Annotated in this window: 23 protein-coding genes; 9 read left to right on the top strand and 14 right to left on the bottom strand. The window is 72.9% G+C overall.

Translation table 11 applies throughout. The annotated features are described in order from the left end of the window. The first annotated feature begins 29 nt into the window (after positions 1–29). Positions 30–1,100 (top strand): phosphoribosylformylglycinamidine cyclo-ligase, encoded by a 1,071-nt coding sequence (purM, locus tag M8542_RS29280; RefSeq protein WP_257923494.1) that lies wholly within the window; start codon positions 30–32, stop codon positions 1,098–1,100. A gap of 49 nt (positions 1,101–1,149) precedes the next feature. Continuing rightward, complete coding sequence (arfB, locus tag M8542_RS29275; protein ID WP_257923705.1) at positions 1,150–1,566, top strand: alternative ribosome rescue aminoacyl-tRNA hydrolase ArfB; 417 nt, start codon at positions 1,150–1,152, stop codon at positions 1,564–1,566. Here the strand turns inward: arfB and M8542_RS29270 are convergent. The 3 genes from M8542_RS29270 to M8542_RS29260 all read right to left on the bottom strand — a co-directional run bounded on the left by M8542_RS29270 (position 1,563) and on the right by M8542_RS29260 (position 4,270). Next, entirely contained in the window at positions 1,563–2,297 is a 735-nt protein-coding gene (locus M8542_RS29270; RefSeq protein ID WP_257923493.1) for a GNAT family N-acetyltransferase, read from the bottom strand. The two genes, arfB and M8542_RS29270, sit on opposite strands and share 4 nt — an antisense overlap. Positions 2,298–2,474: 177 nt before the next feature. Then, a complete protein-coding gene (locus M8542_RS29265; RefSeq protein ID WP_257923492.1) occupies positions 2,475–3,125 on the bottom strand; it encodes a VanZ family protein in 651 nt (216 codons plus the stop codon). A 239-nt stretch (positions 3,126–3,364) separates the two neighbouring features. Next, positions 3,365–4,270 carry a Gfo/Idh/MocA family protein gene (locus M8542_RS29260; protein WP_257923491.1) on the bottom strand — a complete coding sequence of 302 codons (906 nt, stop codon included), beginning with the start codon at positions 4,268–4,270 and terminating at the stop codon, positions 3,365–3,367. A gap of 66 nt (positions 4,271–4,336) precedes the next feature. On the opposite strand from M8542_RS29260, the gene M8542_RS29255 reads away from it, so the two are divergent. The 4 genes from M8542_RS29255 (at position 4,337) to M8542_RS29240 (ending at position 8,894) form a co-directional block, all read left to right on the top strand. Beyond that, positions 4,337–4,966 (top strand): SCO2322-related protein, encoded by a 630-nt coding sequence (locus tag M8542_RS29255; RefSeq protein WP_257923490.1) that lies wholly within the window; start codon positions 4,337–4,339, stop codon positions 4,964–4,966. Next, positions 4,956–6,017, top strand: coding sequence for a CbiQ family ECF transporter T component (locus tag M8542_RS29250; RefSeq protein ID WP_257923489.1), 1,062 nt, complete (start codon positions 4,956–4,958; stop codon positions 6,015–6,017). The genes M8542_RS29255 and M8542_RS29250 overlap by 11 nt, the downstream gene beginning before the upstream one ends. After that, on the top strand, positions 6,014–7,612 hold the full coding sequence (locus M8542_RS29245; protein ID WP_257923488.1) for an ABC transporter ATP-binding protein: 1,599 nt from the start codon (positions 6,014–6,016) through the stop codon (positions 7,610–7,612). The genes M8542_RS29250 and M8542_RS29245 overlap by 4 nt, the downstream gene beginning before the upstream one ends. Positions 7,613–8,063: 451 nt before the next feature. Continuing rightward, positions 8,064–8,894 carry an ECF transporter S component family protein gene (locus tag M8542_RS29240; RefSeq protein ID WP_257923487.1) on the top strand — a complete coding sequence of 277 codons (831 nt, stop codon included), beginning with the start codon at positions 8,064–8,066 and terminating at the stop codon, positions 8,892–8,894. On the opposite strand, the gene M8542_RS29235 is transcribed toward M8542_RS29240, so the two are convergent. The 3 genes from M8542_RS29235 to M8542_RS29225 all read right to left on the bottom strand — a co-directional run bounded on the left by M8542_RS29235 (position 8,876) and on the right by M8542_RS29225 (position 11,205). Further along, positions 8,876–9,694 carry an alpha/beta fold hydrolase gene (locus M8542_RS29235; RefSeq protein ID WP_257923486.1) on the bottom strand — a complete coding sequence of 273 codons (819 nt, stop codon included), beginning with the start codon at positions 9,692–9,694 and terminating at the stop codon, positions 8,876–8,878. The genes M8542_RS29240 and M8542_RS29235 overlap by 19 nt on opposite strands. Before the next feature lie 358 nt (positions 9,695–10,052). Continuing rightward, complete coding sequence (locus M8542_RS29230) at positions 10,053–10,907, bottom strand: 3-hydroxybutyryl-CoA dehydrogenase (RefSeq protein ID WP_308210299.1); 855 nt, start codon at positions 10,905–10,907, stop codon at positions 10,053–10,055. A 109-nt stretch (positions 10,908–11,016) separates the two neighbouring features. Further along, a complete protein-coding gene (locus tag M8542_RS29225) occupies positions 11,017–11,205 on the bottom strand; it encodes a DUF3073 domain-containing protein (RefSeq protein WP_257923485.1) in 189 nt (62 codons plus the stop codon). A gap of 207 nt (positions 11,206–11,412) precedes the next feature. Here M8542_RS29225 and M8542_RS29220 point away from each other — a divergent pair, with 207 nt between their 5' ends. Beyond that, positions 11,413–12,309, top strand: a complete 897-nt coding sequence (locus M8542_RS29220; protein ID WP_257923484.1) for a DUF8083 family protein — start codon at positions 11,413–11,415, stop codon at positions 12,307–12,309. A gap of 58 nt (positions 12,310–12,367) precedes the next feature. Here M8542_RS29220 and M8542_RS29215 read toward each other — a convergent pair whose 3' ends face one another. Genes M8542_RS29215 through ygfZ form a run of 3 tightly spaced genes read right to left on the bottom strand, consistent with a single transcriptional unit; the run spans position 12,368 to position 15,040 of the window. Beyond that, positions 12,368–13,300 (bottom strand): asparaginase, encoded by a 933-nt coding sequence (locus tag M8542_RS29215; RefSeq protein WP_257923483.1) that lies wholly within the window; start codon positions 13,298–13,300, stop codon positions 12,368–12,370. Then, positions 13,297–13,860: an RsiG family protein gene (locus M8542_RS29210; RefSeq protein WP_257923482.1), complete on the bottom strand. Its 564-nt coding sequence runs from the start codon at positions 13,858–13,860 to the stop codon at positions 13,297–13,299. Before M8542_RS29210 ends, M8542_RS29215 begins: the two co-directional genes overlap by 4 nt. Before the next feature lie 49 nt (positions 13,861–13,909). Next, positions 13,910–15,040 carry a CAF17-like 4Fe-4S cluster assembly/insertion protein YgfZ gene (gene ygfZ / locus M8542_RS29205; RefSeq protein ID WP_257923481.1) on the bottom strand — a complete coding sequence of 377 codons (1,131 nt, stop codon included), beginning with the start codon at positions 15,038–15,040 and terminating at the stop codon, positions 13,910–13,912. A gap of 31 nt (positions 15,041–15,071) precedes the next feature. Here ygfZ and M8542_RS29200 point away from each other — a divergent pair, with 31 nt between their 5' ends. Continuing rightward, positions 15,072–15,920, top strand: coding sequence for an aminodeoxychorismate lyase (locus tag M8542_RS29200; protein ID WP_257923480.1), 849 nt, complete (start codon positions 15,072–15,074; stop codon positions 15,918–15,920). Here the strand turns inward: M8542_RS29200 and M8542_RS29195 are convergent. From M8542_RS29195 to M8542_RS29175, 5 genes are all read right to left on the bottom strand, one after another. After that, positions 15,899–16,318, bottom strand: a complete 420-nt coding sequence (locus tag M8542_RS29195; protein ID WP_257923479.1) for a hypothetical protein — start codon at positions 16,316–16,318, stop codon at positions 15,899–15,901. The genes M8542_RS29200 and M8542_RS29195 overlap by 22 nt on opposite strands. 98 nt (positions 16,319–16,416) lie before the next feature. After that, positions 16,417–17,262, bottom strand: coding sequence for a 5-oxoprolinase subunit C family protein (locus M8542_RS29190; protein ID WP_257923478.1), 846 nt, complete (start codon positions 17,260–17,262; stop codon positions 16,417–16,419). Further along, positions 17,259–17,855 carry a 5-oxoprolinase subunit B family protein gene (locus M8542_RS29185; protein WP_257923477.1) on the bottom strand — a complete coding sequence of 199 codons (597 nt, stop codon included), beginning with the start codon at positions 17,853–17,855 and terminating at the stop codon, positions 17,259–17,261. The genes M8542_RS29190 and M8542_RS29185 overlap by 4 nt, the downstream gene beginning before the upstream one ends. 5 nt (positions 17,856–17,860) lie before the next feature. After that, positions 17,861–18,475, bottom strand: coding sequence for a heme-binding beta-barrel domain-containing protein (locus M8542_RS29180; protein ID WP_257923476.1), 615 nt, complete (start codon positions 18,473–18,475; stop codon positions 17,861–17,863). A gap of 127 nt (positions 18,476–18,602) precedes the next feature. Next, a complete protein-coding gene (locus M8542_RS29175) occupies positions 18,603–19,955 on the bottom strand; it encodes a DHA2 family efflux MFS transporter permease subunit (protein WP_257923475.1) in 1,353 nt (450 codons plus the stop codon). A 45-nt stretch (positions 19,956–20,000) separates the two neighbouring features. On the opposite strand from M8542_RS29175, the gene M8542_RS29170 reads away from it, so the two are divergent. After that, the gene (locus M8542_RS29170; RefSeq protein ID WP_257923474.1) at positions 20,001–20,468 is read left to right on the top strand and encodes a MerR family transcriptional regulator; all 468 of its coding nucleotides are present in this window, start codon (positions 20,001–20,003) and stop codon (positions 20,466–20,468) included. Positions 20,469–20,536 lie beyond the last annotated feature (68 nt).

Raw genomic sequence — 20,536 nt, 5'->3', positions numbered from 1 at the left:
CAGTTCCTTCCAGAGGGAGTCCTTCCACCGTGAGCGAGTCCACGAGCGCCACGTACGCCGCCGCCGGGGTCAGCATCGACGCCGGCGACCAAGCCGTCGAGCTGCTCAAGCCGCACGCCGAGCGGGCCACGCGCCCCGAGGTCATGGGTGGCGTCGGCGGTTTCGCCGGGCTCTTCTCCCTGAAGCTCGACAAGTGGAAGGAGCCGGTGCTCGCGTCCTCGACCGACGGCGTCGGCACCAAGATCGCGGTCGCGCAGGCGCTGGACAAGCACGACACGGTCGGCATCGACCTGGTCGCCATGGTCGTCGACGACCTGGTCGTGACCGGCGCCGAGCCGCTGTTCCTGCAGGACTACATCGCCGTCGGCAAGGTGCACCCGGAGAAGATCGCCGCGCTGGTCGGCGGCATCGCCGAGGGCTGCGTCCAGGCCGGGTGCGCGCTGCTCGGCGGCGAGACCGCGGAGCACCCCGGGATGATGGGCGAGCACGACTACGACATGTCGGCCACCGGCGTCGGCGTCGTCGAGGCGTCCCAGCTGCTCTCGCCGGAGAAGGTCCGCCCGGGTGACGTCGTGCTGGCGCTCGGCTCGTCGGGCCTGCACTCGAACGGCTACTCCCTGGCCCGGCACGTGCTGCTGGACATCGCGCGGATGCCGCTCGAGGGACACGTCGAGGAGTTCGGCCACACCCTCGGCGAGGAGATGCTGGAGCCGACCCGGATCTACGCGAAGGACTGCCTGGCGCTCGCGGCCGAGACCGAGGTCCGGACGTTCGCGCACATCACCGGCGGCGGCCTCGAGGCGAACCTCGCCCGGGTCATGCCGCGCGGCCTGGTCGCCCGGCTCGACCGCGGCACCTGGACGCCGGCGCCGGTGTTCGCCCTGATCGGGCAGCGCGGCAAGGTCGAGCGGGCCGAGCTGGAGAAGACGTTCAACATGGGCATCGGCATGGTCGCGATCGTCGGCGGCGAGGACGTCGACCGCGCGCTGGCCATGCTGACCGCGCGGCACGTCCCGGCGTGGGTGCTGGGCGACGTCCACCCGGCCGAAGACGTCGACGGCCCGCGCGCGGTGCTTTCGGGCGACCACCCGCGGTTCTGAAACGTGCTTGCTCGCGGCTGTCACACTTGAGGGTGTGGCAGCCGAAGACGTGGTGATCGGCTCCCGGTTCACGATCCCGGGAGCCGAGTTGAGCGAGCGCTTTTCGCGCTCGTCCGGCCCCGGCGGCCAGGGCGTGAACACCACGGACTCGCGGGTCGAGCTGTCCTTCGACGTCGCTTCGTCGCCGTCGATCCCGGAACACCTGCGTGACCGCGTGCTGGCCGCGCTGGAAAACCGGCTGGTCGAGGGCGTCCTGACGATCGCGGCCAGCGAACACCGCTCGCAGCTGCAGAACCGCGAGGCGGCGCGCGGCCGGCTGGCGAACCTCCTGCGCGACGCGTCGGCGCCGCCGCCGGCCAAGCGACGCCCCACGAAACCGTCCCGCGGTTCGAAGGAACGCCGCCTGGCGTCGAAGAAGCGCCGGAGCGACGTGAAACGAGGCCGCTCCGGCCGCTTCGACGACTAGGCCATCGACAGGTGCACGCACTCCCCGGCCGGCCGGTAGCCGACCCGGGCGTAGACGTTCCCGATCCCCAGGTCGCCGGGGGTGAGGAACGCCGTGTGCGCACCGGCCTCGTGCACCTCGCGGGTGAGCCGCGCGGTGAGCGCCGCGGCGATCCCGCGGCCGCGGTACGGCTCGAGCACGGCGATCCCGGCGACCTCGGTGGTGCCGTCGACGATGTCGAGCGCGACCCCGCCGCCGACGACCACGTCGCCGGCTTCCGCGAGGAGGTGCCGTCCGCCGGTCTTCAGCTGGTCGAGCTCGGCGTCGCTGATCTCCGGCGGTTCGCCGAACGCGATGTTCTGCGCGGCTCGCATGCGCCGGAAGTCCTCGTCGGACTCCGGTGCGCGCAGCCGGGTCCCCGCCGGAGCCGGCCGGTCGACCCGCCCGGCCGGCGAGCAGGTCATCAGGGGCACCCGCCGCTCGAGTTCGTACCCCGCCTCGACCAGCAGCTTCTCCAGGTCGGGAGCGACGTCGGTGAAGTACTCCAGCCGCGGGAGCAGGTCCCGCCGCCGATACGCCCCGGTCAGCGCGTCGATCTCGGCCGGCGTCGGCCGCGCGCCGTCGTCCGGGATCGCGTAGTTGAGCATCGGGTGCGGGGTGCCCGGCGAGTAGGTGGCCAGGAAGGGGCCGACCCGCTCGGTGTCCCGGCCGCGTGGTGCCGTGGTGCGGACATATGCCTGGATGGCGGACATGTGAGCCTTTCGAAAAGCGCGTCAAGGAACCGCAGCCCTCGAAGCGGGCTTGCGGGTGGGTCGCCGGGCGTCGGGCCTAGCGAGGGCCGACGCCGAGAGCGGCGTCAGGCATAGGCGGTCATTCCTTGACTCGAAGGGGCTGTCCTCGCGCTCATCGTGGCACGGCCCGCAACCGGATTACTGGCGTTCCGGGTGCGCGACGGCCGCGTAGCGCTGGTCCCAGACCGAGCGCGGGACGCGCAGCCGGAGCGTGGGCGACTCGCAGATCCGCCGCCGTTGCGCCGGGATGGCCACCGGCGGTGGCGGGTCCAGGGCGAGCCACCCGCGACGGCTCAACGCCGCGCCGAGCGTCGCGCCCGCGGTGTTCAGCAGGACGTCGTCGGCCGAGGTGACCCGGCCGCAGTGGATGAGATATTGCGTACCTTCCACCAGTACCGAGGCGAGCAACGCGGCCAGCGCCACCCGCAGGAGCGTGCGGAGCCGGCGCGCCCGCAGCGGCAGCAGGGCGCCGAGCGGGCAGAGCAGCAGGACGTTGCCGATCACCTGCCAGAGTGAACCGTCGTCGGCGAACGCGGCGGTGATGTCGGAGCCGGGAACGAGATCGAGGGTGCTGTCGGACGCGCTGTCGACCGGCATGATGACCAGGCAAAACACGAGAAAAGCCAGGAACGCGGCGGCGCAGTCGACGCCGGCCGTCCCGGCCGCGAAGCGGGCCGGGAGTCTCCGCCGCCGCCGGGCGGCGAGCAGTGGCCACCCCAGCAGCGCGTACGGCAGCGCGATCGCCGAAATCGGAATCATCCCCCAGAAGGCGCGAAGCAGCGCTTCCATGCGCGTCCTCTCTCGGAACCCCTCCACTCGATTTCACCTTCGCACCACAAGATCGACTCGGCAGTCCGAGCGGGCCGCACTATTCGGTGATCTTTCCGGTGGCGGCGTTGGTGTTTCCGTGGTTCGGTCGCGAGGCGCACTGTCCACTGTGGATGCTGTGGACAACCCTGTGGATGAATTCGCGGAGCTCGTGAAGAAGCCTTACTTCACAACGTGAATCGGCGAAGCCGGCCTGTGTACTACTCGGCCAGGTTCCGGGCCTGCTCGAGGAGGTTCTGCAGGTGCAGGCCGCGCCGGACGTCACACGGGTGGGCCGTGGTGCCGCTGGCGATCATCGCCGCGAAGTCGTCCAGGAGCGCGGTGTAGGACTCCTGCGCGGAGCCCGGTTTGCGCCCGAGCGTCCGGTACCCGTGCTCGCCCCAGACGGCGACCTCGACGACGGTCGGCTGCACCGGCAGCCGCAGCGCCAGTGTCGCGGTGCTGACCACGCCGTTCTCGTGCGCCAGCATCAGGTGCCAGAGGTCACCGGGGCTCCGCCGGGCCGCGACGACCTCGGTGACCGGCCCGAGGGCGGCGTCCAGCAGGTCGAGCGCGTGCGGGCCGATGTCGAACAACGCGCCGCCGTCGCCCTGGCGCCACTCCGAAGCGGCGTACTGGCCGCCGAGCAGGGCACCGGACAGCCAGCGCGCGCCACCGCCCGCCCAGCCACCCGCCTGGGCGAGCCCGGCGAGCCACTCCTGCGTCTGCGCGGCGTACCGCAGGGTCAGCACGACGAGCGCGGCGACGTCGGCGGCCGCGACGGCGTCGGCCAGCCGCCGCGCGCCGGCCAGGTCGGCGGCGATCGGCTTCTCGAGGATCAGGTGCTTCCCGGCCTCGGCCGCGCGCACGGCCAGCTCGGCCTGGATCGACGGCGGCACCGCGAACGCGACCGCGTCGACCTGCTCGAACAGCTCCTCGACGCTGCTCGCGGTGGCCGCGCAGTGCGTCTCCGCAAGCGTTTGCGCCGCTTCCGGGCGACGGGCCCAGACCGCGGTCAGCGCGGTGCCGGGGTGATCCGCCAGTCCGGGCGCGTGGATGGTCGACGCCCACGGGCCGGCGCCGATCAGGCCGACGCGCAGCTGTCCGTCCGCGATGAGCTGTCCCACGAGCCGCAGTCTAGGTGTGGTGCTCGTCGCGCCGGAACCGCGTCCACGGCTGGTTAAGGTTCTCGCATGATCGCCGCACGTTTCGCCCGCTTGTCCGCCGTCTGCGTCTTGCTGCTGGGAGCCTCCTTCGCGGGCGCCGCGCCCGCCTCGGCGACCGGCGCGGACGGGTCCTGCGCCGACGGCGCCGGCGTCACGGTGGTCGTCGACTTCGGTGACCTGGGCCCCGCGCCCCTGATCCGCTGCGCGGCCGGCACGCCCGCGAACGGCGTCGCGGCGCTGCAGGACGCCGGGTTCGAGCTCGCCGGCTCGCAGAAGTACGGCCTGGCCGTGGCCTGCCGGATCAACGGCAAGCCCGGCCCCGACGTCGAGTCGTGCGCCGGCATGCCGTCGGCGACGGCGTACTGGAGCTACTGGCACGCCACGGCGGGCGGGACCTGGCAGTCGAGCCAGGAGGGCGCCCAGACGGCGAAGCCGGCACCGAACAGCTTCGAGGGCTGGGCGTTCGCGCGGCCGAAGTCGGCGAACGACCTGCCGGCGCCGCCTCGCGTCGCGCCGGTGCGTCAGGCCGCCGCCCCGGCGCCCGCACCGGCGAGCGAAGGCAGCTCGTTCCCCTGGGGGCTGGTCATCGGAGCCGTCGTGATCGTGCTGGTCGGCGGCGCCGGGATCGTCGTGGCCCGTCGCCGGCGTGCGCAGTAGGGCACTGCACCCCGGCGCCTGGTGGGTGTGGGCGCTCGCGCTGGCCATCGCCGCGAGCCGGACGACGAACCCGCTGCTGCTCGGCGTGATCATCGCCGTCGCCGGGCTGGTCGTCGCGAACCGGCGGAGTGACGCGCCCTGGGCGCTGGCGTTCCGGCTCTACGCCTACGTCGGCGCGCTGATCGTCGCGTCACGCGTGCTGTTCCGGATCCTGGTCGGCGGCGAGGACAGCGGGCACGTGCTGTTCACGCTGCCGCGGATCCCGCTGGCCGCCGGGTTGACGCTGCTCGGGCCGACGTCGGCGGAAGCGTTGCTCGGCGGGTTCTACGACGGCCTGCGGCTGGCGACGATGGTGGTCTGCGTCGGCGCGGCGAACGCGTTGGCCAACCCGAAACGCCTGCTCAAGGCGGTGCCGGGGGCGCTGTACGAGGTCGGCACGGCGGTCACGGTGGCGCTGACGGTGGCGCCTCAGCTCGTCGAGAGCGTGCAGCGTGTGCGGCGGGCCCGGCGGCTGCGAGCGGGGCGGACTCGCGGGCTGCGGGCGGTCAAGGGCATCGTGGTGCCGGTGCTGGAGGACGCGATGGACCGATCGCTGCGGCTCGCGGCCGCGATGGACTCCCGGGGCTACGGCCGCCGGGCCTACCTGGGCTCCGGCCTGCGCGTGCTGATCGCGGCCTGCGTCCTGGCCGGGCTGGTCGGGGTGTGCGTCGGCGTCTACGGCGTGCTCGACGGGACGTCGTCGTGGCTCGGCGTGCCGCTGCTGGTCGTGGGCCTGGTGGTGGCGGTCGTGGGGTTCGTCCTCGGCGGGCGGCGCGTGCGGCGGACGGCGTACCGGCCGGACCCGTGGCGGTGGCCGGAGACGGTCGTCGTGCTCGCCGGGGTCGGCGCGTGCGTGTCGTTGTTCTTTTCGGCGCGGGTCGATCCGGGGAACCTCTACCCGTCGTTGAGCCCGTTGCGGTGGCCGGAGGTCTCCCTGGTGCACGTGTTGTCCCTGCTCGTCGCGGCGCTGCCGGCGTTCGTCGCGCCCCCGCCGCCGGCGGTGGTCCGGTGATCGAGTTCTCGCGGGTCACGGTGACCTACCCGGACGCTCCGGCGCCGGTGCTGTCCGACGTCTCGCTGCGGGTCGAGGAGGGCGAGCTGTGCCTGGTCGCCGGGCCGACCGGAGCCGGCAAGTCGACCTTCCTCGGCGCGCTCAACGGGCTCGTCCCGCACTTCACCGGCGGGCGGCTTTCGGGGCGGGTGCTGGTGAACGGCCTGGACACGGCCCGGTACCCGCCGCGCGAGCTGGCTTCGGTCGTCGGGGTCGTCGGGCAGGACCCGCTGTCCGGGTTCGTGACCGACACCGTCGAGGAGGAGCTCGCGTACGCGATGGAGCAGCTCGCCGTGGCGCCGGACGTCATGCGCAAGCGCGTCGAGGAAACCCTTGACCTGCTGGGGATCGCGGAGCTGCGCGACCGTCCACTTCGGACGTTGTCGGGTGGGCAGCAGCAGCGCGTCGCGATCGGTTCGGTGCTGACGGCGCACCCTTCGGTGGTCGTGCTCGACGAGCCGACGTCGGCGCTGGACCCGACGGCGGCCGAGGACGTGCTCGCGGCGATCACCCGGCTGGTGCACGACCTCGGGACGACGGTCGTCGTGGCGGAGCACCGGATGGAGCGGGTGGCGCAGTACGCGGACCGGCTGCTGTACCTGCCGGGTGACGGTTCGGTGCGGTCCGGGCCGCCCGCCGAGATCCTGGCGACGTCGTCGATCGCCCCGCCGATCGCCGAGCTGGGGAGGCTTGCGGGCTGGTCGCCGCTGCCGTTGTCGGTGCGGGACGCGCGGCGGGTCGCGGGGCCCTTGCGATCGCAGCTTCAGAAATTGTCGGTGGTGGGTCGTACTCTCTCGGTGACCGGTTCGGCACTGGATGTGAGAGGGGTGGTGGTCCGCTACGGAGATGTCCTGGCGGTGCGCGGGGTGGACCTGCGCGTCGGTCCGGGAGAGGTGGTCGCGCTGATGGGACGCAACGGCTCCGGCAAGTCGTCGCTTCTCTGGGCGGTGCAGGGCAGCGGCCCGAGGTCGACGGGGAAGGTCGACGTCGGTGGCGCGGACCCGGCGTCGCTCAAGCCACGAGTGGCCCGTCAGCGCGTGGGCCTGGTCCCCCAGACCCCGGCCGACCTGCTGTACCTCGATTCGGTGGACGCCGAGTGCGCCCAGGCCGACACGGAGTCCGAGGTGCCGGCGGGAACGGCCCGGGAGCTGCTGGACCGGCTGGCCCCGGGAATAGCCGGTGAAGCGCACCCCGGCGACCTCTCGGAAGGCCAGCGGCTGGCGCTGGTGCTGGCGATCCAGCTGGCATCGGCCCCACCGGTGGTACTCCTGGACGAGCCGACGCGCGGCTTGGACTACCACGCGAAACGGCGCTTCGCGTCGATCCTGCGAGAGCTGGCCTCGCAGGACCACGCGATAGTGCTGGCCACCCACGACGTGGAGTTCGTGGCCACGGTGGCCGACCGCGTGGTGGTGCTGGCGGAAGGCGAGGTGGTGGCGGACGGCCCGACGAAGGAGGTGGTCGTCGCGTCCCCGGCGTTCGCGCCCCAGGTGGCGAAGATCCTGGCGCCGGAGAAGTGGCTGACGGTGGACGAAGTCGCGGAAGCCCTGGCATGAGGGTGGCGATCGCGGTGGCGGGCGCGTGCTGGGTGGCGTCCGGGCACGGGGCCGGAGCGGCGGCGCGGTGGCGTGCTGCTCGGTGCGGCGGCGGCGCCGGGCGAGTGGACGTGGTCGTCGTGTGGCGGCGTGATGCTCGGTGCCGAGCCGGTGGCTCACGGCGTGGCGCGGTTTTTCTCGGCGGTGCCGGGCGCGTGGCGCGATGGCGTGATGCTCCGAGCCGCGGCGGTGGCTTGTGGCGTGGCGTGGTCTTTCTCGGCGGCGCCGGGCGCCTTGGCGCGCGCGGCGGTGCTGCCGTGGCCGGAGCCGTCGTGCGGCGGCGTGATGCTCGGTGCCGAGCCGGTGGCTCGCGGCGTGGCGCGGCCCGCGCCGGGGCCCCACGCGGGGCCGCGGAGCGCCCCGGCGCGGCTACCCCGCGTAGGCCCGCGCCCCGAACCACGGCGGTCCGGGCATGACCGACTTCCTCGGCCCGCCACCCCGCGCCATCCACCTCCCCGTCCGGCCCGCGCTGGTCCTCGGCACCGCCACCGTCCTCGGCCTCGCCATGTTCTGCTGGCCGCTGTTCGCGCACCCGCAGCCCGGCTCCTCCGCGCACACCACCGATGCCCCCTTCGTCTTCATGGCGACGCTGCCCGTGCTGATCCTCGTCGTCCTCGCCGAGCTGTCCCGGGGTGGCATCGATGCCAAGGCGCTCGCGCTGCTCGGCGTCCTCTCCGCGGTGAACGCCGGACTGCGGCCGCTCGGGGCCGGGACCGGTGGCATCGAGCTGGTGTTCTTCCTGCTCGTGCTCGCCGGGCGGGTGTTCGGGCCCGGGTTCGGGTTCGTGCTCGGCTCGACGTCGTTGTTCACCTCCGCGCTGCTCACCGCCGGGGTCGGGCCGTGGCTGCCGTTCCAGATGCTCGCGTCCTCGCTCATCGGGCTCGGGGCCGGGCTGCTGCCGCGGAAACCGCGTGGCAAAGCCGAAATCGCGCTGCTCGTCGCGTACGGCGTCTTCGCCGCCTACTTCTTCGGGCTGCTGATGAGCCTGTGGTCGTGGCCGTTCCTGGCCGGCACCAGCGGCGACCTCGGCTTCGTGCCCGGCGCGCCGCTGGTCGACAACCTGCGCCGGTTCGCCGTCTACACCGTCCTGACCTCGACCCTCGGCTGGGACACCGGCCGCGCCATCACCAACGCCGTCGCGATCGTCGTGCTCGGGCCCGCCGTCCTGGGTGTGCTGCGCCGGGCCGCGCGGCGGGCCGCCTTCGACGCGCCCGTCGAGTTCGATCAGGCCAAGGCGTCGTAGAGCCTGACCAGCTCCGCGAGGTGAGCCGCGTCCGGGACATGGCTCGTGTCCAGGTCGAACACCCGGAACCGGTTGTGCGGCGTGGCCGCGTCGGCCTCGCGGATCATCCGGTCCTGCAGTGCCAGGGGAATGATCCGGTCCCGCAGGTGCCGGACGTACACCCGCGGCACCCGGCCCCACCGGGCGCGGGCGCCGCGGGCCGGGGTCGCGCCCTTGCCGAGGAGGTCGTCCGGGGCCATCGCGTTCAGGAACGCGAAGAACTCGGCGTCCGTGCCCTCGGCCAGGAACGCCGCCTTCGCCGCCGCGAGCAGGGCCGGGTCCGCCGACCGCCAGTTGAACCGGACCGCGCCGATCACCGACGGGTCCGCCGCGGCGAACCCCAGCAGGTCACCGATCCGGGTGCCGGCCGCTTCCGGGGTGGCCATGTACTCGTCCGGCGTGGCCAGGTCGACGCAGCAGAACGCCGTGTCGTAGACGAGGAGGTCCACCAGGTGCGGCACCGCGTCCGCGACCAGGCTGATCATCGCGCCGCCGATACTGGCGCCGACCAGCACCACCGGGCCGTGCGCCGCCGCGCGGCGGACCACCTCGACGGTCGCCGCCACCTGGTCGGCGACCGTGACGCCGGCCAGCGCCGACGGTTCCGTCGCGAACGCCGCCAGGTCCTGGGGCGCCTGGTAGGAGCGGCGGAACTGCTGACCGGGCTGGTCGACGCCGACGCCGCGGTGACCGCGCAGGACCAGCTCGTTCGGCGCGGCCGAGACACCGTTGGCGCCGGCGGCGAAAACGAAGGTGGTCACGCGCGAGGACGACGCGGTGTGAGCGCCGGGGTCGGCAGGGGAGACCGCGGTCGACGCCGGGGCGCCGGAGGCCGACGCTGAAGCCGCAGCGGGTGCGCGGCGGCTTCCGCCGGAAGCCGCGGCCGACGCTGGTGCGCCGAAGCCGGCGCCGGAAGCCGCGGCCGACGAGGCGGATGCGCCGAAGCCGGCAGCGGAAGCCGAGGCCGGTGCCGAAGCGGCAGCGGTTACGCCGAGGCCGGCGGCAGGTACGGCGAAAAGCGCGGTGCGGCGAGTCAGTTCGGGCATACCCGACACTGAACCAAGCCGGCACGTCGCTGCCCAGCCGACAAAGTTGCCGGCCGGGCGCAACGAAAGTGGATCAGCTGTAGGAGTAGAAGCCGCGGCCCGTCTTCTTGCCGAGCAGGCCCGCGTCCACCATGCGCAGCAGCAACGGCGGCGACGAGTACAGCGGCTCCTTGAACTCCGCGTACATCGAGTCCGCGATGGCCTTGATCGTGTCCAGGCCGATCAGGTCGGACAGGCGCAGCGGCCCCATCGGGTGGGCGGTGCCCAGCTCCATGCCGCGGTCGATGTCCTCGGCCGAAGCGAAGCCCGACTCGATCATGCGGATCGCCGAAAGCAGGTACGGCACCAGCAGCGAGTTCACGATGAACCCGGCGCGGTCCTGCGAGCGGATCACGGTCTTGCCCAGCGCCGTCGTCGCGTGCTCTTCCGCGCGGCGGGCCGTCTCCTCGCTCGTCAGCAGCGAGGGCACCAGCTCCACCAGCGGCAGCACCGGCACGGGGTTGAAGAAGTGGATGCCGACCACCTGCTGCGGCCGGCTCGTCGCCATGCCCAGCTTCATGATCGGGATCGACGACGTGTTGGACGCGAACAGCGCGTCCTCGGCCTCGACGATCTTGTCGAGCTGGCGGAAGACGTCGACCTTCGCCTGCTCCTGCTCGAGGATCGCCTCGATGACCAGTTCGCGGTCGGCGAACTCGGCGATGTCCGTGGTGAACCGGAGCCGGCTGCGGGCCGCTTCGGCGTCCTCGGGCGAGAGCTTGCCGTTCTTGACGCCGCGCTGCAGCGACTTCTCGATGCGGGCCTGACCCGCGTCGAGCGCCGGCTGGTTCACCTCGGTGACCACGACGTCCAACCCGGACCGGGCGTGCACCTCGGCGATGCCGGACCCCATCAGGCCCGCTCCGACGACTCCAACCCGACTTACCACCGGCTCAACTCCTTCATCGCTTCGCAGCCCGTACTTTTTACGGCAGCACACAGCGCGCGAGGGCGGTCGCCGGGTGTGTCCGGCTATGCCCTCGCGCGGTTACGCGTGCTCAACGACGGTACTCGTCGTACCCGTCGTCGTACGGGTCTTGATCATCGCTATCGGGCTCCTCGTAATGACTGTTAGAGGAACCACTCGACAGCTCGCGCTGCAAAGCATCGAAGTCGGTCTCGTGCGAGCTGTACTTGAGCTCGCGCGCCACCTTCGTCTGCTTGGCCTTAGCCCGGCCGCGCCCCATGGCTCGACCCCCTCGCACAGGGGCGGGGCGGCCGGGGGAATCGGCGGCCCCGCATCGTCTCGACAATTCTTTCCTGCTCACACCGTACCGTGTCCGGGGGGTTCGATGCGACGTGGCACGGTGTGCCGGTGGTGACAGTGTCCGCCGGACACCGGTTACCGGCCGGTCGGTGGCGATCGGCGCAGGTAGGCGTGCCACGATCTACTCGTGCTCCGTCCCTTCGTGGCCTACTTGCGGGTGTACGAACCCCTGCACGCCCTGGGCGACCCGCCGGACGACCGGCTGCGCGCCGCCGTCGCGGCGGCCAGGCTGCGGCGGACGGACGCGGGCGCGCGCGAGCAGGCCATGTGGCTCAAGTCACAGGTCGCCGCGCCGCGGCGGTTGCTGCCCGCCGAGCTGGCGAACGGCCGTGCCGCACCGAGCCTGCTGACCGACGTCCTGGTGCTCGACCCCGCGGACGTCCCCGACGGCAAGGGCGCGAGCGGCCCGCTGGTCTGCCCGCTCGAACTGCGGGCACGGTCGGCTGCCGCGCTGGTCACCTTCCTGGGGGACGCCCATCCGGCGCTGAAGAACGTCGTCCTCGACGAAAGCGGCTTCACGCAGGAGACGATCCGCGCGCGGACGAAGTCGGCGATGGGCGACCTGACCGCGTCGGCGGCGCACACGCTGTCGACGAGCTGGACCGTCCCGCTGCCGTGGTTCGTGCTGATCGACCCGAACGAGCGCCGGCTGGTGCTCGGCAGCGGCCGCGACGACCCGAAGCGCGAGGTGTCCTGGCGCACGTCGCTGGCGAACGCGCAGCACCGGGCGCGCGAAGCGGGCGAGCTGCTGGAGCAGACGTTCGGCGACTCCGGGCCGGGCCGCGTGCTGTACGAGACGCGCCGCTGGCTGGACAGCTTCCACGACGACTCGGTGATCGAGCTCGACTACGGCGGCCTGGTGCAGTTGTTCGCGGACCCGATCCTGGAGTCCGACAACACCGCGGACGAGGTGCACGACATCCTGGACGCCCTGCGCTCGGGCAACGTCGAGGAGCTGGCGGAGCTGTTCGGCGACCTGCGCGAGTTCTGGGGCGACCTGGCCGCCCGCGAACGCTCGAACTAGCCGCGCCGAAGCCCCGGAACTGTCGGTGCCCACCGGTAGCGTGGAAAACGGGGCCTGCTCAGCGCAGTTCCGGCACCCGCACTTCGCCGACCGGGTGACCACCGCCGAGCACCGAGCCGCGCGCCAACCCGTCGAGACCGGAAACGTCCACGCCCAGGTACCGCAGCGCCGCCACGGCCAGCGGCGCGCACGCCCGCTTGTTGCCGTCGTCGACCTTGATCGCCACCGCGAAGCCGTCCGGGAGCGCGAACGCCTGGACTCCTTCGGCGCCGCCCTTGGCGACCAGACCGTCCACGGCGGACATCAGCTCCGTGTCCTCGCGGCCGGTGCCCGCGACCAGCCACGGGTGCGCCCGCATCGCCGAAGCGACCTCCAGCAGCGGACCCGAAGCCGCGGAAGTCACCCGGCCGAACGCCCGCGCGAGGCCGGTCAGCGAGAACGCGAACAGCGGCGCGCCGCAGCCGTCGACTCCCGTGTGGGCGATCGGCTCGCCCGTCAGCTCCGAAACGACCGCCGCCAGAGCCTGCTGCAGCGGGTGGTCCGGGGCCTCGTACCCCGCCGTCGGCCAGCCGGCGCGGACGCACGTCGTCAGCATCGCCGTGTGCTTGCCCGAACAGTTCATCGTCACGCGCCGCGGCTCGGCGGCGTCGCGCATGCTCGGCACGTGCAGCGGGAAGTCCGGCGGGCACGCGAGGTCGTCCTCGCCCAGCCCGGCCGCCTCCAGCAGCTCCAGCACGCGCTTGACGTGCCCCGGCTCGCCCGAATGCGACGCGCACGCCAGCGCCAGGTCCTCACCCGTGAAGCCCAGGCCGGACCGCAGCATCCCGGCCGCCTGCAACGGCTTGTTCGACGAGCGCGGGAAAACCGGGGAGGTCACGTCGCCGAGGGCCATGCGCACGCCGCCGTCGGGGCCGGTCACCACCAGCGCGCCGCGGTGGACGCTTTCGACGAACCCGGAGCGGACGACTTCGGCGAGGACGGGGTTCGTCACTCGCCGTGCCCGCCTTCGCTTTCCAGCAGCTCGTCCACAGTGGCCGAGCCCTGTTGATAGCGCTTCGCGATCTCCGCGTTGAACGCGTCCATCACGCCCTGGACCTCGCGCCGGAAGGACGACACCGACAGCTCTTCGCGGGCGTAGGTGTCCAAAGCGGAGGCGAGCTTCTCGTCCGAGAGCGACTCGACGTCGGTGAGGTCGGTGTCGCCGATCAGGGCCTCGGCGTGGCGCCGGTGCTCGCCGGCGCGGGACGGCTCGAGCTGCTGGTGGCGGCCCGAACCGGCGGCCGGGCCCAGCGCGTTGTCGGCCAGGATGGTGGCCAGCTGGTCGACGATGCTCGACTCGCCGCCGGAGCTGCGCCGCGCCTGCTCGGCACGCACGATGTCGATCCGGGCGTGCAGCAACCGGCGCAGGTAGGAGAGGTCGGTCTCTTCCTGCGCGGCTTCGTCGCGCCGCTCGCGCAGCACCTTCAGCGGCAGTTCACCCAGGCCGCTGAGGTACCCCGGGCCGAGCACGCGGTCGATCCGCCGCCTGCCGCCGGGCCGCACTTCGATCACAGCGCAGTTTATCCCGGTTGAGCGTGATCTCGCTGTCAGGGGCTTTCGTTCAGCCACGAAGTTGCGCCGCCGCCGCGCGCCCCGGCGCGGGCTGCTCCGAGGGAACGGAATCCGGGTCGATCGCGGCCTGCACGAGGTTGTCCTCCGAGCCGGTCAGCAGCTCGGCGCCCACCGGCGTCGACCGCTTGACCAGCGCCAACGCGATCGGGCCCAGCTCGTGGTGCTGGATCACCGTGCCGACGCGGCCGACGGTCCGGCCGTCGAGCAGCACCGGGTCGCCGGTTTCCGGCGTGACCTCCGGCGAGCCGTCGAGGTGCAGCAGGAGCAGGTTGCGCGGCGGCCGGCCGACGTTGTGCACCTTCGACACCGTCTCCTGGCCGCGGTAGCAGCCCTTGGCGACGTGCGCGGCCGAGCCGACCCAGCCCACTTCGTGCGGGATCGTGCGGTCGTCGGTGTCGACACCCAGCCGCGGCCGCACCGACTCGACGCGCAGCGCGTCGAACGTCCAGCTGCCGGCCGCGCGGGCGCCCGCGTCGGTCAGCCGCTTCCACCAGTCCACCAGCGCGGTGCGCGGCACCGCCAGGTCGACGCTCGACCGGCCGGGCCACGGCATCCGCCGGGCGAACCCGCCCTCGGGCAGCGCCGCGACCGCGTACGGCTCCGGGCCGACCTCGGCGCCGACCGCGCTCAGCACGCGCTCGGCGTCCGGGCCGAGCACGGTGAGCAGCGCCAGCTCGCCGGTCGCGTCGCGGATGTCCACCTTGGACCAGAACTTCATCGCTTCGAGGTACTCGAGCAGCGTCTGCGGGCCGCCCTTGGGCAGCGCGCTGGTGACGCTCGTGCCCGGGTCGGAGTCGAGGTACACCGTGCCGTCGAGGTGCGCGAGCACCATGTGCGTCTCGACGCGACCCTGGCTGTCGAGCACCAGCGCCTCGGTGCCGGAGCCTTCGGCGAGCTCGGTCACGTGCTGCGAGATCACCAGGTGCAGCCACGAAAGCCGCTCTTCGCCGCTGACGGCGAGGAACTCGCGGTGCGACCGGTCGATCACGACCACGCCGCGCGCGGCCGTGCGCTGCTCGGCGAAGGGGTCTCCCCAGTGCCAGGGGACACCGGCTTCGGGGTGGTCGTCAGGAGAAGGGATCGATCCGGGCACGTCCAGCAGCGGCGAGCGGTACGGCATACCGCCCAGCCTAGGTGAGTACCGTGGCCGCATGCGCGTCCTCGTCTTCCTCGACGGAACCCCGGCCGACCCCGACACCGCCCAGATCAAGGTCGACGACCTCGGGCTGATGCGCGGCGACGGCGTCTTCGAGACGATCCTGGTCGTCGACGGCAAGCCCCGGGAGCTGCGGCCGCACCTCGAGCGGCTGGCCCGCTCGGCGGCCATGCTGGACCTGCCCGAGCCCGACCTGAACGCGTGGGAACACGTCGTTTCGGTGGTGCTCGAAAAGTGGTCCGGCAGCCGTGAGATGACGCTGAAACTGGTGTACACCAGGGGATCCGACGGCGACCCGGCCGCGAAGCCGACCGGCTTCGCACTCGGTTCCGAGGTGCCGCCGTCGATCTTGAAGGCGCGTGCGGAGGGCGTCGCCGCGATCACCCTCGAACGCGGGTTCCCGCCGGACCTCGCCGAGCGCGCGCCCTGGCTGCTGCTCGGCGCGAAGCCGTTGTCGTACGCGATGAACATGGCCGCGGTGCGCGAGGCCGGCCGCCGTGGCGCCGAAGATGTGATTTTCACCGCCGCCGACGGTTCGGTCTTCGAAGGGCCGACGTCGACCGTGGTGCTGGCGAAGGGCCGGACGCTCTACACGCCGCCGTCGAGCATCGGCATCCTGCCGGGCACCACCCAAGCCGCGGTGTTCCGCGGCGCCGAGAAGGCGGGCTGGGCGACCAAGGTCGAGCCGCTGACCGTCCGCGACCTCGTCGAGGGCGAAGGCGTTTTCATGGCTTCGAGCGTGCGCAAGCTGACCCGCGTGCACACCCTCGACGGCGAGCGGCTGCCGGACGCTTCGGCGGTGTACGCCGAGCTCGTGGCGGCCTACGAGAGCGAATACGCCTGAGTGATCCGCACGATCGCCGGCGCGACCGCTTCGGCGCGGTAGGCGGCGATCTTGTGGTGCCCGTCGATGATCAGCTCGCGGTCGCCGTCGGCCAGCACGACCGCGACTGGGCGGTGGCCGGCGCGGATGGCTGTCCGGTAATAGCCGACGCGGGCCTCGTCGGCGGGCGGCCAGGTGTCGGTCGGGGTGAGCAGCTGGTCTTCGGGCAGCCGTTCCGGGCCGCTCACGCCGTAGTCGCCGTCGACGAGCAGGTCGAGCACCGGGCCGAGGGTGGCGGCCAGCGGGCGGCGCAGCTGGCCGGTGGCCAGCGCGATCCGCAGGGACTGGGGCAGCTCCGCCCGCACGCGCGTGTTCACGTCGAGGAAACCCGTGCCACCGCTGATCGTCACCTGTTCCACGCTTATCAGGACGGGTGACGGCGCGACATGGTTCCAGCTCTCACGCGGACGGGTGCACCGGGTGACCCGGGTCTCACTCGCGTGGCGGTAGCGGACTTTCAGGACATCCGGAACCGCACTCGCGTGCCCGGTCGCGCCTGCGCGAGCGCGCCCAGCGCGGCGGGCCGGACGACGGCGGCCACCGGGTAACCGCCGGTGGTCGGGTGGTCGGCCAGGAACACCACCGGCAGCCCGCTCGGCGGCACCTGGATCGCCCCGGTCACCACGCCTTCGCTGGGCAGTTCGCCTTCGACGGCCCGGCGCAGCGGAGTCCCGTCCAGGCGCAGGCCGACGCGGTTCGACTCGGCCGTGACCGTCCACCACGCCGACAGCCCGGCCGCCGGGTCGTCGAGCCAGTCGTCGCGCGGGCCGAGGGTCACCGGCACCACCAGCTCACCCGGCGCCAGGACCGGCACGACGACGTCGGCGCCCGCGGGGATCCCGGGCTCGCCGAGCGGGAGCACGTCCCCGACCGCCAGCGGCTCGGGTCCGATGTCGGACAGGACGTCACGCGAGCGGCTGCCCAGCACCGGTTCGACGGCGATCCCGCCGGACACCGCGAGGTAGCAGCGCAACCCGGCCGCCGGGGTGCCGACGGACACCGGCTGCCCGGCGCGGACCGGCACCGGCACGTGAGAGCCGAAGGCGCGGTCGCCGACGACGACCGGGACCGCCGGGCCCGTCACCGCGATCGTCGCCGACGTCGTGAACCGCACGGAGAGCCCGCCGAGGAGGGCTTCGACGCCCGCGGCCGTCACGGGGTTGCCGACCAGGCGGTTCGCCAGCCGCAGCGACGCCGTGTCGAGCGCGCCGGAGGGCGCCACGCCGAGGTGCGCGTAGCCGGGCCGGCCGAGGTCTTCGACCAGCGCGTGCCGCCCGGGGTCGAGCACCTCCAGCGACCTCATCGGACGGCCCGGAAGCGGACGCGGTCGCCCGGCGCGAACAACGCGGGCGGGTCGGCGTGCGGGTCGAACAACTTCGCCGGCGTGTGGCCGAGCAGCCGCCAGCCACCCGGCGACGCACGGGGGTAGACGCCGGTGAACTCACCGGCGATCCCGACCGACCCGGCCGGGACGCGCGTGCGGGGCGACTCCAGCCGCGGCTGCCGCAGTGGCGCGGGAAGTCCCGTCAGGTAGCCGAAACCGGGCGCGAACCCGGTGAAAGCCACCGTGTACACGGCCTCGGTGTGCAGCTCGACGACGGCGTCCGTGGACACCCCGGCGTCCGATGCGATCAGGGACAGGTCCTCGCCGTCGTAGCGGACGTCGAGGGTGACCTCGCGCGGCTCACCGGCCGGCGGGTGCGTGAGATCGGCGTCGTCGAGCAGGGCTTTCACCGCGGCCACCCCGCCGATGACGAGCAGGCTGCGCGCGCCGGGCACGAGGTCGACGACGGCGTCTGGGCGGGCGGCGGCCACCGTGGCGTGCGCCGCCCGCATCTGGTCCAGGGAATCGCAGTCCAGCAGGGCGGCGTCCTCGCCACAGCGCCGCCAGCGCACGGCCGTCAGCCGACGACGCGGCGCAGCAGGGCCGAGGAGTGCGGCTGCATCTCCTGGCCCATCATCGCGCGCTCCTCGACGTAGCCGAGGGAGCCTTCGATCAGGCCGTACAACCGCTGGGCCGCCGTGACGTCCTTCGCGGTGGACGTGCGGATCAGCGCGTCCGTGCCGAGCTCCCACGAGGTCTGGTTGCGCGGCTTGCCGTAGTACAGCTCGACGATGCCGGTGTTGTGGGTGAGCAGCAGCTCGATGGTGTCGTCCTCCTGCGGCCGCCAGAAGCCGGACTCGCGGGCGGCCGGGCGGATGACGTTGCCGTCTTCGTCCAGCAGCCAAGCCCGCGACTCGTGGACCAGGAACGGGCGGCCGTCGTGGGAGATGGTCAGCTGCTGCGCGTACTTGTAGGGGCCCTCGATGGTCGGGTAGTCGACCTCGCCCTCACCGCGCCACACGCCGACGAGCGGCAGCAGGGCGAGACACGCGTCGTGGAGGTTGGGCCCCTCACGCAGGTTCGCGGTGTCGTTGGGGATGGGCAGGTCGTCCCACAGCGGGAGGTTGCGCGCACGAGTGGTTTCCGCGCGTGCCTCCGCTGCCGCGATGGCTTCGTCGCCGCTGGCGGTCATGAGTCAGCGCTGGTCCGCGTACAGCCGGTAGACGACGTACACGGCGAACCAGGTGATCGCGACGCCGGCCAGCACCAGCAAGGTCGTAAACAAGGCTTCCACGGTTGGCAGGATAGTCCGCCGCCCCTCACCCGGCCCGGCGCAGGGTCACGGCGGTGAGCACGGTCACCGCCAGCAGCACCAGCCCGGCCACGCCCATGGCCAGGTGCAGCCCGCCGGTGAACGTCGTCCCCCGCGCGATGAGCGTGCCGAGCGCGGCCACGCCCAGCGTGGTGCCGGTCTGCCGCGCCGCGTTCACGGTGGCCGAGGCGATGCCGGCGCGGGTGCCCGGCAACCCGGCCAGCCCGACGATGTTCGTCGGCGTCACCGACAGCCCGACCCCCGCGCCGGCCAGCGCGAAGGTGAGGGCCACCAGCCAGTACGGCGTCGAGCCGTCGAGCAGCAGGAACGCGAAGGCGCCCAACGCCGCCGTGAGGTAGCCGGCCGGCAGCACGCGCTCCGCGCCCAGCCGGGCCGAAAGCCGCCCGGCGGAGAACGCCGCGAGCACGTTGACCAGCACGTACGGCAGCATCTGGACACCTGCTTCGGTGGCCGTCGCGCCACGGGCCTCCTGCAGGTAGAGGCCGATCAGGAAGACCGCCGGGTAGGCGGCGAAGCCGAGCCCGGCCGAGCCGGTGATGGCCGCGGCGAAGCGGGCGCGGCCGAAGAGCCGGATCGGCAGCATCGGGTGCTCCGCCCGCAGCTCGACCACGACGAACGCGCTCAGCGCGGCGAGCCCGAGGGCGCCGGTGGTCAGCGTGAGGGCGTCGAACCCGGTGCGGCCCGCCTCGATCACGGCGAAGGTCAGCGCGCCGATCCACAGCGCTCCGAGGACCTGGCCGGGCAGGTCGAGCGCGCCATGCGAGGGATCGCGGGACTCGCCGACGCGGCGGCCCGCGACCAGCACGCCTACCCCGATCGGGAGGTTCACGAGGAAGATCGTCGGCCAGCCGAACGCGTCGGTGAGCGGGCCGCCGGCGAGCGGGCCGAGCACCATCGCCGTGCCCGCGACCGTGCCCCACAGGCCCATCATCTTCGCCCGCTCGCGCGGCTCGGGGAATTCGTGCGCGAGCAGCGCGACGGAACCGGGGATGACGGTCGACGCCGCGAACCCCTGCACCACCCGGGCCGCGACCAGCCACTCGAGTGCCGGAGCCAGTGCGCAGGCCAGCGAAGCGAGCGTGAACACGGCCACGCCGGTGAGGTAGACGCGCTTGCGGCCGTAGCGGTCGCCGAGCGAGCCGCCGGAGAGGATCACCGCCGACAGCGCGACCGCGTAGCCGTCGATGATCCACTGGAGGCCGCTGAAGCCGGCGTCGAGGTCACGCTGGATCGTCGGCAGCGCGACGCTCACGACGCTGACGTCGAGCAGGGCCATGAAGCTGCCGAGGAAGACGGCGGTGAGGAGGCCGACGCGGGTCGCCGGTGAAGTTAGGGTCACCTAAACAGGTTGCGACCTCAACCCGGCTTGAGGTCAACTCCCGGCATGCTTTCGATCGGTGAAGCGGCCTCGGCGGTGGGCGTCGCGGTGTCCGCGTTGCGCTACTGGGACGAGCGCGGCCTGGTGACCCCGGCGGAACGTCGCGGCGGCAAACGGTTCTACGGCCCGGACGAGCTGCACCGGCTGGCCGCGGCGAAGATGCTGCAGGACACCGGGATGCTCAGCCTCGACGAGATCGCCGCCGTCCTGCGCGGCCCGGAGCATGGCGACTGGCGTGCCGCGGTCCGCGAGCGGATCGCCGAGCTGGCCGACCAGCGGCGGAAGCTCGCGATCGCCGAGACGTTCCTCGAGCACTTCCTGCGCTGCCCCCGGGATCACCCGATCGAGACGTGCCCGTCGCTGCGCGACCACACCGACCGGGTCCTGAACGCCGCGAAGGCCTCCCCACCGGAGTGGCGGATTCGAGGGGTCGTTGCAACACGGGTGATCAACTGGCTTCGGTCAGGAGTTTAGCCAAGCGCTCGGCTGGGGTGTCCCAGCCGAGCGTTTTGCGTGGGCGGCGGTTGAGCTGCGCGGCGACG

The sequence above is a fragment of the Amycolatopsis iheyensis genome (assembly GCF_024703995.1).
GTDB classification, from domain to species: Bacteria; Actinomycetota; Actinomycetes; order Mycobacteriales; family Pseudonocardiaceae; genus Amycolatopsis; species Amycolatopsis iheyensis.
This window is presented reverse-complemented; position numbering and strand designations above follow the sequence as displayed.